A 15,776-nucleotide genomic window follows, 5' to 3' on the forward strand; every position below is an offset into this window, starting at 1 on the left:
TGAGTCAGACAGGCTCGATTTCATATTACTCTTTCTCTATACTTTTTAGTCTCAATTTCAACAAGCTGAATACGCCGATGGCTGCGATCACCAATACCGTGATCTCTACAATGGTATCAAAACCCCTAAAGTCAACCAGGATTACATTGACCACATTTTTTCCCTTAGCCAATAGATAGGCACTTTCTGCATAGAAGATGGATGTTTCCCGATTCAATGGTTCTGACAAAACCTCTAATGTCAAGATCGCAATCAAGGTTCCAAACAAGATGGATAATATGCCATCCCTTACCCTGACTTTTACAGAAGAGAATGTCTTGTACTTGGGTAGGTTGTATATCACCAAGACAAACAGAATGACTGTCAAGGTATCGATCGAAAATTGGGTCATCGCCAAATCAGGCGCTGAATAAAACAGGAATATCAAACAGATGGCATATCCGATGACTCCCAAAGAAGCGACAGCCACCAGTCTTGATTTGGAAAATACCGTGAAGATGATCGATACCGCCATGATGATCACCACGATGACTTCGTAGATCGTCAATTCTGTCAATTTAGCGAAGTCAATATAAAGATTGACACCTTGGTAAAGCCTGTAACCCAACAGCAAGGTGAGAAATCCCAATATGGTAATGACATAATTTCTCAGGTAGCCATTTTGGAAAAATCCAGTCCAATACTGTGCAAGAATGATAAATACCCCCCTGAATTTTTCTGCCAAAGTTTTTGGGGAAATGATTTCGAACTTTAAAGTTCTATTGAACAGGGTCTCGGATGGTTTGAGTCTCCAATACAACATCGCACCAAGAGTCAAGGTCAACATACTCAAACCTAAGACGACATTGAACCCATGCCAGAGTTTGATATGGATGATAGTGTCATTATTCACCAAGCTTGTGAATACCGGTTGGATAAGACTCGTTTCAATCAATGTGGGGAACAACCCAAAAACCAATCCCAATCCTGCCAAAATCAAAGGTGGTACCCACATGGTAGGGTGGGGAAGGTGTACTTTTTCGAATTGCTTTGGAAGTGCGCCCACAAAAGGTTTGTACCCAGCCAATAGTCCTGCAAAAAGCAAGCAGACATTGGTAAGTATGGCAGCCCCAGTTAGCACATAAGCCCAATCACCTAAGTGGAGCGTTGCCTCATAGATCAGGTCTTTTCCTATAAAACCAAAGAATGGAGGGGCACCGGCATTGGACAATGCTGCAAGAAATGCTGCAACCGCTACTGGCATCATTACTTTTCCCAATCCTGAAAGGACACTGACATCCCTTGTTCCTGTCTCATGGTCTACGATTCCCGTCACAAGGAATAGTGTCGCTTTATATAAAGCGTGCACCAAAATAAATACCCCGGCAGCAAGTAGGGCCTGATCTGTACCCAGTCCGATCAAAAACACCAAGATCCCTAAGGCTGAGATTGTGGAATATGCCAAAATCCCCTTCATGTCTAGTCTAAACAAAGCATGGATGGCAGCATATGTCATCGTTACGGCACCCACAATGATCAATGTCGTATTCCATTCTGCCGTACCGCCCAATACAGGTGTGAATCTTGCCAAAAGGTAAATACCTGCCTTTACCATCGTGGCGGAATGTAGGTAAGTACTCACTGGGGTGGGAGCTTTCATAGCACCTGGCAACCAGAAATGGAAAGGAAACTGTGCTGACTTGGTGAAAGCGGCAATAAATATCAAAAATATAATCCAGCCATAATTCCCCGAACTTTTCAACATTTCTGATTGGGAAAGCAGCTCCTGGATAGAGTAGGATCCTCCTGTAGCACCCAAAAGTAATACTCCTGCCAGAAGGAATAATCCTCCCAACCCAGTTATGCTTAAGGCTAGCAAAGCTGATTTTCTTGAGCTTGGATCTTCGTTGTTGAAGCCGATGAGGAAAAACGAACTGATACTGGTCAATTCCCAAAAGATGAATAAGGTGATGATATTATCAGAAAGTACCAATCCCAACATGGATGCCATAAACATGCTGAGGTAGCCATAGAACCTATCCAGATATGGATGCCCTTTCAGATAACTGTAGGTATAAAAAAACACAAGCGCACCTATTCCTGTTATCAACAAAGCAAACAATAAAGAGAGTCCATCCAAATGGAAAGAAAGGTCGATTCCAAAACTGGGAACCCAAGAGTAGATTACATCTACAGGCTTTCCGTTGCTGACCTGGGGAATGAAACTGATAAAATATGCAAAGAGGGCCAAAGGAAGGAATGGTAATATAATAGATCCTTTGCCTTTGATTGATTTACTCAAAATAGGAATCAATGAAGCAACAATGAATCCTGACAGTATAGCTATGATCATGTATCTCGGAAATTTCTTTTTGGGGTTAAAAACCCTAAATTACAAAAAAATGGCAAAGGTGCTTTCACCATTTGCTTTAATCTGACTTTATTTCCCTTTCAATGAAAATCAATGAATATTGTGTTTTTTGATTGATTCAGTAAGGAAGCGGTGTTTTTGATGATAAAATGTCATAAAAAAGTCAGATTCTCTGAAAATAATATAAAATTTATGTAATTTCACGTCTCTCAAACCATTAAACCTAAAAATGTCAAAGAATAATTATCAAACCGAAGTAGCCAAAAGATTTACAATTTACAACAGTCTTTTTCTGGACTTGCCATTCAGCGATATCAACAGAACAGGGACTTTGTTGCCAATTCTTGCGACCAAGTGTGAAGAAGGATATCAAAAGGACAAGAAACCCAATGAAATAATCAGGGGATTTTTTGATGAATTGATGGCAAAACATTCTGAGGAAGAACGTCACAACCTATTGTTCAAGATGGTGCAATATGTGGAACGCCAAGTTGTATTGTTTGATTCGATAGAAGATGCTGCATTTGACAAAATCCATGATGCCAAAGGTAAGGGGACTGTGAATGCACTCATTACCAGAGTGGACAATGACAGGAAAAGGGAGGCTTTGATTGAAAAATTGAAGAATTTTTCTGTTAGGCTTACTTTGACTGCGCATCCTACGCAATTTTATCCAGGAAATGTACTTGGTATTATTACGGATTTGGAAACAGCGATCAAAAACAATGATCTGGGCAGTATCAACCTATTGCTACAGCAATTGGGGAAAACTGGATTTATCAATAAAGATAAACCGTCTCCATTGGATGAGGCTGTGAGTTTGATCTGGTTTTTGACCAATGTATTTTACAAAAGCATACCGGATATCCTCACCCGATTGCTCAACAGTCTTGAAATTCCGCTGCATGAGTGGGACAATCCTGGTCTACTCAAAGTAGGTTTTTGGCCAGGTGGTGATAGGGATGGGAATCCATTTGTGACACATGATATTACAGTGAAGGTAGCTGAGAGACTTCAAAAATGGATTCTTAGATGTTATTATAGAGATGTGAGGGTTATCAGGAGAAGATTGACATTCAAACATGTCGAGCCGATCATGTTAAAGGTGGAGAATGGCCTTTTCAATTCCCTCTTTGAAGAAAAAAGTTACTACAATGCCAAAGATGACTTGCTGAATGATCTGATGGAGGCTAGAAGATGCCTTGTCGAGTATCATGATGGGTTGTTCTTGGAGCAGTTGGATGAATTTATCCTTAAAGTGAAGATTTTCGGATTCCATTTTGCAAATATGGATGTGCGTCAGGATAGCAGAAAGCATGATGGACTTTGGGATGAAGTGATTGAATTGAAATTTGGAGCCGAACAACTGAAGGCATACCATCAAATGACAGACGATGAGAAAATCAGTTTCTTGTTTGATATTGATAAGCTTCCGGAAGGAACTAAGCTTCAGGATGATTTCCATAAGGAAATGCTGAAGAGTTTTGATGCAATCCAGACTGTGCAGAAAGAAAACGGGGAAGATGGATTACATCGTTATATCATATCCAATTGCCAATCTGCTTTGCATATCCTAGAGGTATTTCAATTGGCCAAATTGAATATTGATCACAAAGAGGGGGAATTGCCGTTGGATATTGTACCATTGTTTGAGACGATAGATGATCTTGCCCAAGCTCCAAAAATCATGGAGCAGCTCTATAAAAACAAAGCTTACGCCGAACACCTGAAGTTCAGGAAGCAGAAGCAGACGATTATGCTAGGCTTCTCGGACGGTACCAAAGATGGCGGCTATATCAGGGCCAATTGGTCTATACTTCAGGCAAAAGAAGAATTGACAAAAGCCTCAAGGATTCATGATGTTAGCGTTGTCTTTTTTGACGGAAGGGGTGGGCCTCCGGCAAGGGGTGGAGGAAATATGCATAACTTCTATGCTTCACTTGGTCCACAGGTTGAGAATGAAGAGATCCAGATCACCATACAGGGACAGACAATCTCTTCAAATTATGGCAAGCCGATTTCCTGTACCTACAATTTGGAGCAACTTCTTTGTGCAGGTGTAGAAAACGAACTTTATCCATCCTCAGAAAAAACGCTTACGGATGATCAAAGGGAATTGATCAATAAAATGGCCGATGTTTCCTATCAGTTTTATAAGGACTTCAAAAATCACCCACAGTTCTTGCCATACTTGGAGCATGTCACTCCTTTGAAATATTTTGGTAAGGTGAACATTGGTTCCAGACCATTGAAAAGGGGCAAGGATTCCGGTTTGAAGTTTGACGATTTGAGGGCGATCCCTTTTGTGGGATCTTGGGCTCAGATGAAGCAGAATATCCCTGGTTTCTTTGGGGTAGGTGCAGCATTGGAGGCTTTGGAAAAAGAAGGGAAGTTTGAGCAGACAAAAGCTTTGTACAATGATTCCCTATTCTTTAGGTCTCTTTTGGGGAATTCTATGCAATCACTTGCCAAATCCTTCTATAAGTCAACTGCATACTTGAAAGACAACCCTAAATATGCGGATTTGTGGAATTTGATGTTCAGTGAGTACCAGAGAACACTCCATTACATATTGGAAGTGTCTGGGATGGAGCATTTGCTACAGGATAACCCTACTTCCAAAGAGTCAATTGCCATCAGGGAGAAAATTGTGTTGCCGCTGATTACCATTCAGCAATATGCAATCCAAACGATGCTCGAAACGGGTGAAGATGATCCGGTTTTACAAAAACTGATACTCAGAACCATGTTTGGTATCATCAATGCAGCCCGAAACGCAGCTTGATCTTAATACGGAATACAATATTGTTTATAAAAAAACCCGCCGAAAGGTTGGGTTTTTTTATTGTTCCTCTTCCGTTTCAGGTTGAGGGATTTGTAACGTCAAGTAGACATTGGTTAGGCTTGTTTCATTTTCAGCCAGTACCAGTAGTTGATCGTTGGCCAAGATTTCGGTCGTCCCTTTCGGGGTGATAAATTCTCCCTCTCTTTTCAGCATGGCAATGATGGCGTTTTTTGGGAATCCCAAATCCAATATTTTTTTGCCAACAATATGGTGGTTGAGAGGGATGTCAATTTCAGCCATGGCTGTTTTTGGCGCTTCATTGGTAATGTAATCTATCGGTGATTTCGGTTTGAGTTTTTCAGGCAAAGCGACTTTCAGCCATTTTGCAACCACAGATAAAGTTGTTCCTTGTACCAAAACAGAGGTAAGGGATATGAAAAATACAATATTGAAGATTGTGGAAGCTTTGTCAATCCCCGCAATCAAGGGATAGGTAGCGAACACAATCGGCACTGCCCCTCTCAGGCCGACCCATGATACATACCACTTTCTTCGGTTTTTCATCTTGAAAGGCAATAAAGTCAAAAAGACACCAAATGGTCTGGAAACAAAAATCAGAAATGCCGAGGCAGCCAATCCCAGTCCCAACAATGGAATAATGTCCGTCGGGTTTACCAAAAGCCCCAAAGTCAAGAAAAGAACAATCTGCATCAACCAGGCAATCCCATCAAACATTTTCAGAATGGTATTCTTGTGGATCAATTCCTGGTTTCCCAAATACACAGCACAGAGGTAGACTGCCAAGAAGCCATTTCCTCCAACCAAGTCGGTGAATGAAAAAGTGATGAACATCAGGGAAATCACCAATACAGGATAAAGCCCCTCAAATCCAAGATTGATTTTATTGACAGCCATTTTACTTAGCCAACCAAAACCCAATCCCAGTGCAGCTCCAAGCAGCATTTGTTGAAAAAACAATACAATCAATGATCCGAACCCCATGTTTGGGTTGAGTACCAAGCCCAAACATGCAATGGTCATGACATAAGCCATCGGGTCATTACTGCCGCTTTCCAATTCCAGCGTGGATCTCAACCTATATTTCAAAGCCAAACTCTTCGATCTTAATATTGAAAATACTGCCGCTGCATCTGTGGATGATACGATAGCACCCAAAAGAAGCCCTTCATATATCGTAAAGTCTGAGATTGCCCATACAAAAATCCCCAATGAAGTGGCGGTCAAGAGTACCCCCACTGTAGATAATGCAATCCCTTGTCCCAGTACGGGTTTGATTGATTTCCAGTTGGTGTCCAAGCCACCGGAAAAGAGGATGAAATTCAAGGAAATGATACCTATAAACTGGGCATTTTCGGGATTGTTAAACTGTATGCCCAGACCGTCAGAACCTGCAAGCATCCCAATCAAAAGAAACAATACCAATGTAGGAACACCGAATTTATAGGAAGTCTTGCCGGCAAGAATGCTGAGAAATAGCAGGAGGGATCCTATGAAAAGGATGTTTTCAATGGTGAGGGTCATAACATGCAATTGGTTTAATTGATTGTAGAATAGGTGATTCTTAGATTGTAGTCTTATTTCATCTCAATAAATACTGAATAGATGAAGCAAATTTACACTAAATAAAAGTCTGATCTTTCTTACCATATAAGTAATTTGGATGATAATTATTTATATTTATCCAAAATCATGCAATTAAACCACAAATAAAAATATTGGAAAACATGAAGTTATTTGTCTTTATTGATTTTTCGGATTTTCAGGATACCCAAGTAAAAATCGCCAATGATTGGTGTGTTAATTTTGGGTTGAAGATGATTCTCGTACATAAAGTAGACTTGACGCTTCCTTCCTTGACAAATGCAGACGCAAGGCTTAAAATAGAATATAGTCTGAAAAGGGAAGTTTTTCAGAAAATGGAGAAATTGAAAAACGATTTTGTAAACCCGAGTGTGGATGTCAGTTATGAGATCATCGCAAGTCCACTTGTAACATATTTTAAAGATGAATCAAGGGTTGGGCAAGGTGATGTCTTTCTTTTGGGTTTGAAAGGTACGGGAAAATTGAAGCAGATTTTCATTGGTAGTACAGCAACCAGATTAATTGACGAATTCAATCAATTGACGATAACTGTTCCCCTGAAAACAAAGCATCATTTACCCAGAAAACTAATAGTTGGTGTGCACTATCTCACTCCAATCAATGAAGCTGAATTGGAGAGATTGCTGATTCTTACCAATCCGGTTGTGGATGAAGTCGAATTTGTGACGATTGTTCAAAGCCAATCAGAAATGAAGGATGCAGAATCTTATTTAGGCTTACTGAAATCAAAATTCGGCAAGTCGATCCCATGTATTGCCATGGTTTTCTCAGGCGAAAATGCCATGCAAAAGCTTAAGGATTTTTCTTCACCCCAAGAAACATCTTTTCTTGTATTGCAAAAAGGGTCTCGGGCTTTGGTTGATAGGGTGTTTAGAAAATTTATGATCAATGAGATGGTATATGATGCATCCATCCCACTAGTTATTTTACCGTCATGAGTTGGCTGGTTGACTTGGCGCAAAACCCATTTTATGAATTTGCAATTATCCTTACGCTGGCAGCAATATTAGGTGGTGTTGGGCAAGTTTTAAAGCAGCCATTGATCGTCATGTTTATTGCATTGGGGATATTGGTGGGGTCATCAGTTCTTGGTGTGGTTCAGAGTAAGGAAAATATTCAATTATTGGCTGAAGTTGGGATTGCAATATTACTTTTCATTGTAGGGCTTAAGCTGGATTTTCGATTGATCAAATCAATTGGGATTATAGCTTTGACCACTGGATTGGGACAAGTGGTATTTACTTCGTTGATTGGATACTTTATTGCTATTGCCTTGGGCTTTTCCAGCTTGCATAGTTTTTATATTGCAGTAGCATTGACTTTTTCCAGTACGATTATCATCGTGAAGCTTCTTTCGGACAAGAAGGAAATAGACTCGCTCCATGGTCAAATTGCCATCGGGTTTTTGATTGTCCAAGATATCGTAGTCATTATGGTGATGATCGTGCTATCAACGATCGGAAGGGGAGGAGAAGAATCCCAGCTGCTCATTGAGATTGGAAAGACATTATTGTATTCTATTCTTTTGTTGGCGATGACCGTCACCATGATGCGGTTTATTATTCCGAAACTTAGTTTTTTCCTTGCCAAGTCAGTTGAGTTGTTGACTCTGTTTGCCATAGTTTGGGCAGTTCTGTTTGCTTCGGTCAGTGAGTTGATTGGGTTTAGTGCGGAGGTAGGTGCATTTTTGGCTGGAGTGAGTTTGGCAGCATCCCCATTCAAAGAAGTAATCAGTGGTAGATTGGTCAGTTTGAGGGATTTCTTGCTCTTGTTTTTCTTTGTAAACCTTGGGGCAGGTTTGAATATGGCAGTGATTGGTGCACAGATACCTTCTGCATTTGTGTTTTCAATATTTGTTCTGATCGGCAATCCTATAATTGTGTTGATCATTATGGGGTTGATGGGATACAGGAAAAGGACTTCTTTTTTAGCTGGCTTGACAGTAGCCCAGATTTCTGAGTTTTCTTTGATATTTGCAGGTTTAGGGATGACTGTTGGCCATTTGAACGAAGAAATTGTTGGTCTGATAACCTTGGTTGGTTTGATTACAATTGCGCTTTCCACATATATGATATTATATTCAGACAAGATATATAGATTTTTAGCTTCAAGGTTGACAGTTTTTGAGAGGAAAAACCCCTTTCGTGAGTTGGAAATAAAAATGGAGGGTAAGAAGGATTTTGATATACTTCTATTGGGAATAGGTAGGTTTGGACAAAAAATCGCCGAGATACTGGACGAGAAGGGGCACGATTCTTATGTCGGAATAGATTTTGATCCACAGGTAGTGAAAAGATGGGTTGATCTCGGTAAACATGTTTTCTATGGGGATATGGAAGATCCTGAATTACTGGATCATTTTCCTGTGGAAAAAGTGAGATGTGTCATCAGCACAATCCCCGACTATCACCACAACTTGAAATTGGTGGATTCACTATCAAAATCCGATTTTAAAGGGCAGATATATCTGACTGCAATGAACATGGAAGAAAAATCCTATTTTGATCACCTGATCCATGTAAAGGTGTTGCTGCCTTTTGAGTTGGCCGCAAATAATTTCTTTACCTCACATTTACAACCAATCTTATAAAATAACCAAAATGGAGAATATGAATTCCATCATAAAAAAAATCAATAAATTTTGGGTGTCAGATGTGAGCTTTCCTGCCCTCTTGATTATGTTGATTTTTACTGTTTTTATTCTTCCGGTATATATTGAATATCAAAAGGACGCTACACTTTTTCTAAATATCATGTTGATATTATTGTTCTTTGTAGGGATTTTTTCTTCTCATGAAAAGCCATACCTGATTTTATCTTCAGTTCTTTTGCTGCTTCATATTTCCTTGCGATTGATAAGGTTTGGCGACAATCCGTATGATTTTTATTTGTTAGAAAGGGTAGTGGCAATACTCAATTTGATAGCGCTGGTGACTATCAATATCAGTTTGTTGTTTAGGAATGATGAGGTAAATATCCACCGGATAATTGGATCTATCAATGTATATCTTTTGGTCGCAATGATCGGGGCTTTTGGTTTTGAAGTCATGCATTTGATCACAGGGGAGTCTATTGAGGGAAATAAAGCTTTGGAAGGATTGGATGCTGATTTTGGTGAGTATATTTACTACAGCTTGTCTTGTATCAGCACACTAGGTTTGGGGGATGTCTTTCCTGTAAACCTTCCTGCCAAAATGCTCTCAGTACTGCTTTCGGCATCAGGGATACTTTATCCAGCTGTAGTGATTGCGAAGTTGGTTTCATATGCTTCCAAAGAAAAGTAATGGAGCAATGGGTTTTCCTTTTTGGATTTTATATACACTGACAGAATTTACGGGGTTTAAGAAAATAAAATATCAAAATGGTTATACACTTTCTTGCCAGTATTCAATTGAATTAATGTGCCCATTTTATTTGCAACTGCTGTTGACTACGCCACGGTCATAAGTTGTTGACGATTATCCGCTAAAATCCACGTACTTAAATGTATCAATCTGGGGGGTAATCCCTCGCTTTTAGGCTAAGACTTTAGTGTTTTTTCTTTGTGATCCTTGTGGTAAAAATTATAACCACAAAGATCACCAAGTTTTTCACAAAGAACACTAAGTCTCGGATGCACTTTAGTCGCCTTTAGGTGAAACCAAACCTAACGGTCTTTTACTGGCATAATTACGGATAATCATTTCAACAAATAACTTCTCCGCAGGGACGGATCTAATATCAATCAATATCCTTTATCTAATCTGATATCATCGGCGCCAATGTAGCAGTTGGTAATATTTCCTTTCATCCCAATTCTCCAAAGGTTTGTGTAAAATCAAGGTGCTGATAGGAATAATCATTTAATTTAGTGAAAAATAAATCCAATTATGATGATGAAAAAATATTTACTGGGTACATTTTTAATGGTTCTTTGTTTAAATGTAGCAAAAGCACAGGAGATTAGACAAATCGAGATCGAATCGGCAGAAGTTACTTCCCACGAGGTCACGATAAATGGCAAAAGGGTTCCCTACAAAGCTACTGCAGGTACAATGCCTGTATGGAATGATGAGGGCAAACCCATAGCCTCTCTGTTTTATACCTATTATGAAAGAACGGATGTTTCCGATAAGGCAAAAAGACCTTTGGTGGTTTCTTTTAATGGTGGACCTGGCTCTGCCTCGCTTTGGATGCATCTTGCTTATACCGGTCCCTACAAGTTGAACATTGATGATGAAGGTTATCCTTTGCAGCCGTATGGCTATAGTGAAAATCCACATTCAATTCTGGATGTAGCAGATATTGTCTTTGTAGATCCTGTCAATACAGGTTATTCAAGAATTGTAGACAAAGAAACTCCAAAATCCACTTTTTTTGGGATCAATTCCGATATCAAATATTTGGCTGATTGGGTCAATACATTTGTGACTAGACAGAATAGATGGGCTTCGCCAAAATATTTGATCGGGGAAAGTTATGGCACTACTCGGGTAGCGGGATTGGTTTCACAGCTACAGAATTCCCACTGGATGTATTTCAATGGCGTGGTGTTGGTGTCTCCAACTCCGATGGGGCTTGACAGGGAAGGGCCAGTGGCATCTGCAAATTATCTCCCTTACTATGCTGCGACCGCTTGGTATCACCAAGCTCTCCCTTCTGATCTGCAAGCAAGGGATCTGGACGATATTTTACCGGAAGTGGAAGCTTATACTATTGATGTGGTATTGCCTGCCATGGCAAAGGGTGGTTCTTTGGATCCTGCCAAAAGAAATGAAATTGCCAAGAAGATGGCATATTATTCTGGTTTAAGCGAAAAAGTGGTTTTGGAACATAATCTTGCCGTACCGACCAATTTCTTTTGGAAAGAATTGTTGCGGGATCAGGGGCTGACCATCGGGAGGTTGGATAGCCGGTATAAAGGAATTGATAAAGCTGGAACGGGTGCACGCCCTGATTTTGATCCAGCACTTACGGCATGGAACCATGCTTTTGCGCCAGCTTTCAACCTCTATGCTAGAAATGTGCTGAAGTATACCACCGATTTGACCTACAACTTGTTTGGACCTGTTCATCCATGGGATAGGAGTAATGAAAATACCGGTGAACAACTTGCAAATGCCATGCGTCAGAATCCTTACCTGCATGTGATGACCCAATCAGGGTATTTTGATGGGGGTACGGATTATTTCAACGCCAAATACAATTTGTGGCAGATGGATCAAGGTGGAAAGTTGAAAGATAGATTGTCGTTTAAAGCCTACAGAAGTGGACATATGATGTATTTGAGGGCGGAAGATCTCAAAACTTCAAACGATGATATCAGGGAATTCATCAAAAATAGCTTGCCTGGAAAAGATGTGCCTGCGAAGTATTAAATTTTGCCAAGAGTTAACAAAAATTGGTTAAGAGATTTAATCCCAATTCAATGCCGACTGGTTGAGAAACGGGGCCTGCTAGGTTTGAACCTTTTACTCTGGGGAGAAAGCCCTTGACTTTAGACTAATATTTTAGTTTAATGTTTTTGTGTCCTTTGTGTATTCAGAGTGTTCTCCTTTGTGGTTAAGTTTTTTCACCACCAAGTCCACCAAGCCCACATAGGTTTCACAAAGTCCGCAAAGTCCAGATTTTATCCCTAGTGTTTAAGATTGTTGTAGTTCCTGAAAAAGCTGAAAGTTTATTTGACTTCCAGCTTTTTTTTCGCATTTTCAAAATAGGCAAAAGAGAAATCACCAAGGTTTCTTATCGCTTCTTTATAGCCCAGCATTTTGCCCAATAGGAGAAATATATCCTCTTTTTTCATTCCTTTTTTACGTAAGTACTGAATGGAAGTAGCACCTGCTGACTTGGATAATTTTTCTTTTTTATTTCCCATAATCAGCTCATGATGATGAAATGTGGTGTCGGAAAATCTGTTTTCACCAAAGCGGGTGGCCAGGTAAGTCTGCGCTAGAGACGAGTCCCATAGGTCTTTGCCTCTCACAATCAAATCAACTCCATAATGTATGTCATCAACCACAGACTGTAATTGATATGCAGGGAGGCCATCTTTTTTTCTGATGACAAAATCCCTCAAAATCCCTGAGATTTTTCTGATAACCTCACCTTCAAAAGTATTTATCTTGATCTCTTGCTTAGCGGGAAGCTGAATGCGCAGATTGGTGCCAGGCATGGTCAGGGGAAGGTCTCTGTTGAGGCAATACCCAGTATAAAAACCGCGAGGGTGCATTTTTTCAATTTTATTTCTACTGCAATCACAGCTGAATACTATTTTCCTCTCGATCAATTCATCAATTTTCCCTTTGTATAAGTCCAAACGTTTGTGTACTGAAAAGTTTTTTTCAAAATCATTCAGGTTCTTCGGACCGATATCGTAATTGATGTCAAGGAAATCCAATGTATCGAATATATCTTGAATGTATTTGCTCTTTACTCTTTGTTTGTCAAGGTCATCTATTCGCAGGAGGATTTTGGAATTGTGTTTTTTAGCCAAACTTTGTGTGACCAAAAACGAATAGACATTGCCAATATGCAAAAAACCACTTGGGGTAGGGGCGATCCGTGTTAAATTGAATTTTTCCATCTTCAATTTTAAAGTTAATGTATTTGTGCACTTAAAGTTTTTTAACAGCCAAAATTTTTAACAACCATATTTGGGCTTTACCTTCGAACTGTGAAAACACTTTTCCTGATCTATATATTTTGTTTGGCATTTTGCTTTGGCTTGCGCTCACAAACCATCACCGGAAATGTGATTGATGGTTTTGATAAAGTCTATTTGGAAGATGCAATAGTCATTAATCTCGCAAATGGAGACAAAAGCACGACCAATTCACGTGGGTATTTTCGAGTCAAAGGGCATACCGGGGATTCGCTTTCCATTGTCAAGGAACATTACATTCAACACGGTTTTACGGTTGGAGAAGAGACACATTTGGTGGTGGAGATCCATATGAATGCGAGGCTTATGCCACGTTTTGACGTATATGGGGACAAGTATAGGATGACCATGTCTTTGGGGGAGTTTTCCAGTCCTACTGGCATGAAAGGTCTATCGGATAGAAAAGCCGGTCCTGGAAAAGTTTACCTTGGAATGGCTGACAATCCTGGTTTGGTTCCTGCACTTACCATAGATGGCCCAATCTCATACTTTATGAAAAGTGAGAGGCAAAAAAGACAATATGCAAGAAAATTGGCTTTTTTGGCACGCCAACAAGATTACCTGGAATTGATTCAGTCTGATTCAGTCATGACGGCACTGAAAGCCGAATACAACCTTTCGAATAAGGATTTGGATGATTTGATCATTGAGTTCAATCTTCAAAATAGAGACCACCAGTTTTTGGATATGAATTGGAAAATGGTGGAGCAGCGCCTCATTGATTTTTTTGACAGAAGAACTGGAAGGAAATGATAGGAGAAGTAGTATAGTTCTGACGTTGGTTTGAAATCCAAATGTCATTTTATTTTCTCTTAAATGACCAGGTGACAAAAAACCTCGCTACGATTTCACCTTGAGGATTGAAACCGGTGGAAACCATGGTCAGCTTGTCGCTTTCACCTGGTTGAAGCTGATCGATGATTCTTTCCAATTCAGCCCCTTGATCACATATGAAGGTGGTTTTTTGGTTGGCTTTTTTATGGAACTCGGCTTTGAAATCCACGACCAGCATGCTGTATTTTCCTTTTCCTGCCATCGAAAGCTGACAGAGTGCGCCAGTACTCAATTCCGCTGCTCCAGCAAGCGCTGCAAAGTAGATGGACTTGAATGGGTTTTGGCTTCTCCAAAAGTATGGGATAGTCACTTCACAAGATTCATTGTCAAGTTTCTTGATTTTCAATCTCCAAAACACAGCCGATGGAAGTTTGAATAACATCGCCCACCAAAAAACAATAGGGTTGTTCATTTTTTTCGAATAGTCACGTGCTTCTGGAGTCATTTTGATAGGGTTTATGAATAATAATCTTCAAATTAATCAAAAAATACAAATGGGCTTTTGAAATGGCATCTTTTTTGGGCAATTTCGCAAAAATATCAACACTGTTATGCTAAAGAAAATATCAATTTTGTTGCTCTTGGGAATAATTACCTATTCCTGTGCTAAGGTTCCTTTTAGCGGGCGAAACCAGCTTAGTCTGGTAAGTAATGCTGAGATACTTCCGATGTCATATGATCAATATGATGAAGTTCTGAAATCAAGTAAATTGGTGACCAATACTGCGGATGGCCAAAAAGTGGTGAATGTAGGGAAAAGAATAGCGGCAGCTGTTGAAAAATATATGAGGGAGAAGGGTTATGAAAAAGAATTGGATGGCTTCCAATGGGAATTCAACCTGATAGAAAGTGAGCAGGTAAATGCCTGGTGTATGCCAGGAGGGAAAGTAGCTTTTTACACTGGTATCATGCCGATTTGCAAAGATGAGGCAGGGATTGCAGTGGTAATGGGGCATGAAGTTGCCCATGCAGTGGCAAGTCATGCCCGTGAGAGGATGTCAAATGGCTTGGTGTTGAATGGATTGTTGGGAGGTGTACAAGTAGCGATGGGACAAAATCCAACTTTGACACAGGGGATCTTCTTGCAGGCGATAGGATATGGTGGCCAGTTGGGGATGCTGAAATTTTCGAGACGACATGAATTGGAAGCGGATCAGTTGGGACTTAATTTTATGGCGCTTGCAGGCTATGACCCTAGGGTAGCTCCGGCTTTTTGGGAAAGAATGAATGCCGGTGCTGAAGGAGCTAGGCCACCTGATTTCCTGTCAACCCACCCAGGTCCTGACAGAAGGATTCAAGAACTGAACAAGCAAATGCCGGAATCCTTGGCATACTATGAAAAAAGCAACAAACAGTAATATAAAAAAGCCGGATCTGAACGATCCGGCTTTTTTTGTACCAAGTACGAAGTACAATATACCAAGAGGTAGGAAGGTGGGGGCTTCTCATGCGTCAGCCAACTTTCCAACCTTGCAACCTTCCAACCTTGCAACCTTTGAACCTTCAAACCTTACATCCTTTGTACCAAGTACGAAGTACAATGT

11 protein-coding genes are annotated in these 15,776 nt (G+C 40.1%); 7 read left to right on the forward strand and 4 right to left on the reverse strand.

What is annotated here, in order from left to right; translation table 11 throughout:
- Nucleotides 1-25: 25 nt before the first annotated feature.
- Nucleotides 26-2,332, reverse strand: a complete 2,307-nt coding sequence (locus ACFSKL_RS11100) for a putative monovalent cation/H+ antiporter subunit A (protein WP_376886255.1) — start codon at nt 2,330-2,332, stop codon at nt 26-28.
- A gap of 247 nt (nt 2,333-2,579) precedes the next feature.
- Here ACFSKL_RS11100 and ACFSKL_RS11105 point away from each other — a divergent pair, with 247 nt between their 5' ends.
- On the forward strand, nt 2,580-5,135 hold the full coding sequence (locus ACFSKL_RS11105; RefSeq protein WP_376886258.1) for a phosphoenolpyruvate carboxylase: 2,556 nt from the start codon (nt 2,580-2,582) through the stop codon (nt 5,133-5,135).
- A gap of 57 nt (nt 5,136-5,192) precedes the next feature.
- On the opposite strand, the gene ACFSKL_RS11110 is transcribed toward ACFSKL_RS11105, so the two are convergent.
- Entirely contained in the window at nt 5,193-6,677 is a 1,485-nt protein-coding gene (locus tag ACFSKL_RS11110; RefSeq protein WP_376886261.1) for a potassium/proton antiporter, read from the reverse strand.
- Between the two features lie 203 nt (nt 6,678-6,880).
- On the opposite strand from ACFSKL_RS11110, the gene ACFSKL_RS11115 reads away from it, so the two are divergent.
- From ACFSKL_RS11115 to ACFSKL_RS11130, 4 genes are all read left to right on the forward strand, one after another.
- On the forward strand, nt 6,881-7,696 hold the full coding sequence (locus tag ACFSKL_RS11115) for a hypothetical protein (protein WP_376886263.1): 816 nt from the start codon (nt 6,881-6,883) through the stop codon (nt 7,694-7,696).
- Complete coding sequence (locus ACFSKL_RS11120; RefSeq protein WP_376886266.1) at nt 7,693-9,348, forward strand: cation:proton antiporter; 1,656 nt, start codon at nt 7,693-7,695, stop codon at nt 9,346-9,348. Before ACFSKL_RS11115 ends, ACFSKL_RS11120 begins: the two co-directional genes overlap by 4 nt.
- A gap of 19 nt (nt 9,349-9,367) precedes the next feature.
- On the forward strand, nt 9,368-10,042 hold the full coding sequence (locus ACFSKL_RS11125) for a potassium channel family protein (RefSeq protein WP_376886267.1): 675 nt from the start codon (nt 9,368-9,370) through the stop codon (nt 10,040-10,042).
- 591 nt (nt 10,043-10,633) lie between these two features.
- Nucleotides 10,634-12,115: a S10 family peptidase gene (locus ACFSKL_RS11130; RefSeq protein ID WP_376886434.1), complete on the forward strand. Its 1,482-nt coding sequence runs from the start codon at nt 10,634-10,636 to the stop codon at nt 12,113-12,115.
- A 299-nt stretch (nt 12,116-12,414) separates the two neighbouring features.
- Here ACFSKL_RS11130 and ACFSKL_RS11135 read toward each other — a convergent pair whose 3' ends face one another.
- Nucleotides 12,415-13,320 carry a glutamate--tRNA ligase family protein gene (locus ACFSKL_RS11135; RefSeq protein ID WP_376886269.1) on the reverse strand — a complete coding sequence of 302 codons (906 nt, stop codon included), beginning with the start codon at nt 13,318-13,320 and terminating at the stop codon, nt 12,415-12,417.
- 90 nt (nt 13,321-13,410) lie between these two features.
- Here ACFSKL_RS11135 and ACFSKL_RS11140 point away from each other — a divergent pair, with 90 nt between their 5' ends.
- A complete protein-coding gene (locus ACFSKL_RS11140) occupies nt 13,411-14,151 on the forward strand; it encodes a hypothetical protein (protein ID WP_376886271.1) in 741 nt (246 codons plus the stop codon).
- A 49-nt stretch (nt 14,152-14,200) separates the two neighbouring features.
- Here ACFSKL_RS11140 and ACFSKL_RS11145 read toward each other — a convergent pair whose 3' ends face one another.
- The gene (locus tag ACFSKL_RS11145) at nt 14,201-14,677 is read right to left on the reverse strand and encodes a DUF4442 domain-containing protein (protein ID WP_376886274.1); all 477 of its coding nucleotides are present in this window, start codon (nt 14,675-14,677) and stop codon (nt 14,201-14,203) included.
- 106 nt (nt 14,678-14,783) lie between these two features.
- Here ACFSKL_RS11145 and ACFSKL_RS11150 point away from each other — a divergent pair, with 106 nt between their 5' ends.
- Nucleotides 14,784-15,590: a M48 family metallopeptidase gene (locus ACFSKL_RS11150; RefSeq protein ID WP_376886277.1), complete on the forward strand. Its 807-nt coding sequence runs from the start codon at nt 14,784-14,786 to the stop codon at nt 15,588-15,590.
- Nucleotides 15,591-15,776 lie beyond the last annotated feature (186 nt).

The sequence above is a fragment of the Belliella marina genome, from assembly GCF_042682445.1.
Classification (GTDB): domain Bacteria; phylum Bacteroidota; class Bacteroidia; order Cytophagales; family Cyclobacteriaceae; genus Belliella; species Belliella marina.

Bases quoted from the DNA above. Each gene is read 5' to 3' on its own strand.
- ACFSKL_RS11135 (WP_376886269.1), bottom strand. From the start codon at position 13,320: ATGGAAAAATTCAATTTAACACGGATCGCCCCTACCCCAAGTGGTTTT.
- ACFSKL_RS11105 (WP_376886258.1), top strand. From the start codon at position 2,580: ATGTCAAAGAATAATTATCAAACCGAAGTAGCCAAAAGATTTACAATT.
- ACFSKL_RS11110 (WP_376886261.1), bottom strand. From the start codon at position 6,677: ATGACCCTCACCATTGAAAACATCCTTTTCATAGGATCCCTCCTGCTA.
- ACFSKL_RS11125 (WP_376886267.1), top strand. From the start codon at position 9,368: ATGAATTCCATCATAAAAAAAATCAATAAATTTTGGGTGTCAGATGTG.
- ACFSKL_RS11100 (WP_376886255.1), bottom strand. From the start codon at position 2,332: ATGATCATAGCTATACTGTCAGGATTCATTGTTGCTTCATTGATTCCT.
- ACFSKL_RS11120 (WP_376886266.1), top strand. From the start codon at position 7,693: ATGAGTTGGCTGGTTGACTTGGCGCAAAACCCATTTTATGAATTTGCA.
- ACFSKL_RS11115 (WP_376886263.1), top strand. From the start codon at position 6,881: ATGAAGTTATTTGTCTTTATTGATTTTTCGGATTTTCAGGATACCCAA.
- ACFSKL_RS11145 (WP_376886274.1), bottom strand. From the start codon at position 14,677: ATGACTCCAGAAGCACGTGACTATTCGAAAAAAATGAACAACCCTATT.
- ACFSKL_RS11150 (WP_376886277.1), top strand. From the start codon at position 14,784: ATGCTAAAGAAAATATCAATTTTGTTGCTCTTGGGAATAATTACCTAT.
- ACFSKL_RS11130 (WP_376886434.1), top strand. From the start codon at position 10,634: ATGAAAAAATATTTACTGGGTACATTTTTAATGGTTCTTTGTTTAAAT.